The sequence below is a fragment of the Parazoarcus sp. PS-13 R2A genome (genome assembly GCF_057621855.1).
This window is the reverse complement of record NZ_JBYEXN010000054.1, coordinates 1-1,064: the sequence shown is the minus strand read 5'-3', so window position 1 is coordinate 1,064 and position 1,064 is coordinate 1. Positions and strand designations below refer to the sequence as shown.

Here is a 1,064-nt window from a genome sequence, read left to right as displayed (position 1 = left end):
GTCGATACCAGCCACTTCACCGGCAACTATCCGCCGGCGGTCTCGATCGAGGCCTGCGTGTCCGAGTCCGACGAGGTCGAGGCACTCAAGGCGGCAAACTGGACCGAGATCCTGCCGGCGACGCCGCTCGGCCCGAACGCACACCACCTGCTCGAATGCGCGAGCGACGCGGCGTGGACGCATCTGCGCGTCAACATCTTCCCCGATGGCGGCATTGCCCGTCTGCGGGTGTATGGGCGCCCGGTGGGCGGTCTGGAAAATGCTGCACCTGATGCGCTGGTCGATCTGGTGGCGATGGAGAACGGCGGTCGTGCAGTGTCGTGGAACGACGCGAGCTTTGGTTCGTCGGCCGCGGCGCTGATGCTGCCCGGACCTGGCAAGAACATGGGTGACGGCTGGGAGACCCGCCGCCGCCGCGAGCCCGGTAACGACTGGTGCGTGCTCGAGCTGGGCGCGCCGGGCACGATCGAGAAGATCGAGGTCGACACCGCCTTCTTCAAGGGCAACTTCCCCGACCGCTGCTCGGTACAGGCCGCGTTCGTGACCGGCGGCACCGATCGCTCGATCACCACCGAGAGCATGTTCTGGCACACCCTGCTGCCCGAGCAGAAGCTGGCGGCGGATTCGATCCACACCTATGTCGAGGAGCTGGCGAAGCTCGGCACGGTGAGCCACGTGCGCTTCAACATCTTTCCCGACGGTGGCGTGTCGCGTCTGCGTCTGTGGGGCAAGGTCGCCGCGAAGTAAGCGCGGGACCACACCATGACCACACCCATCTCCATCCAGCCGCTTCGGGTCGAGCCGCTGAGCCGCGAGGCCTTCGCGCCTTTCGGCGAGGTTATCGAAGCCAGCGATGCGGTAAAGCACTTCACCATCAACGCCGGTAACACCGAGCGTTACCACGATCTGGCGAACATCGAACCCGGCGCAGACGGCCGGGTGATCGTATCCATCTTTCGCGGCCAGCCGCGCGCCCTGCCCTTCCGCGTCGAGATGATGGAGCGCCATCCGCTGGCGAGCCAGGCCTTCATCCCGATGTCGGGCAAGCCCTACCTGGTGGTGGT

Annotated in this window: 2 protein-coding genes; both read left to right on the top strand. The window is 66.2% G+C overall.

Annotated elements, in window-relative coordinates:
- Positions 1–747, top strand: a 747-nt coding sequence (alc, locus tag AC22G6_RS21775; RefSeq protein ID WP_487368499.1) for an allantoicase, incomplete at its 5' end; no start/stop codon positions are given.
- 15 nt (positions 748–762) lie between these two features.
- Positions 763–1,064, top strand: a 302-nt coding sequence (locus tag AC22G6_RS21770; RefSeq protein ID WP_487368498.1) for an ureidoglycolate lyase, incomplete at its 3' end; no start/stop codon positions are given.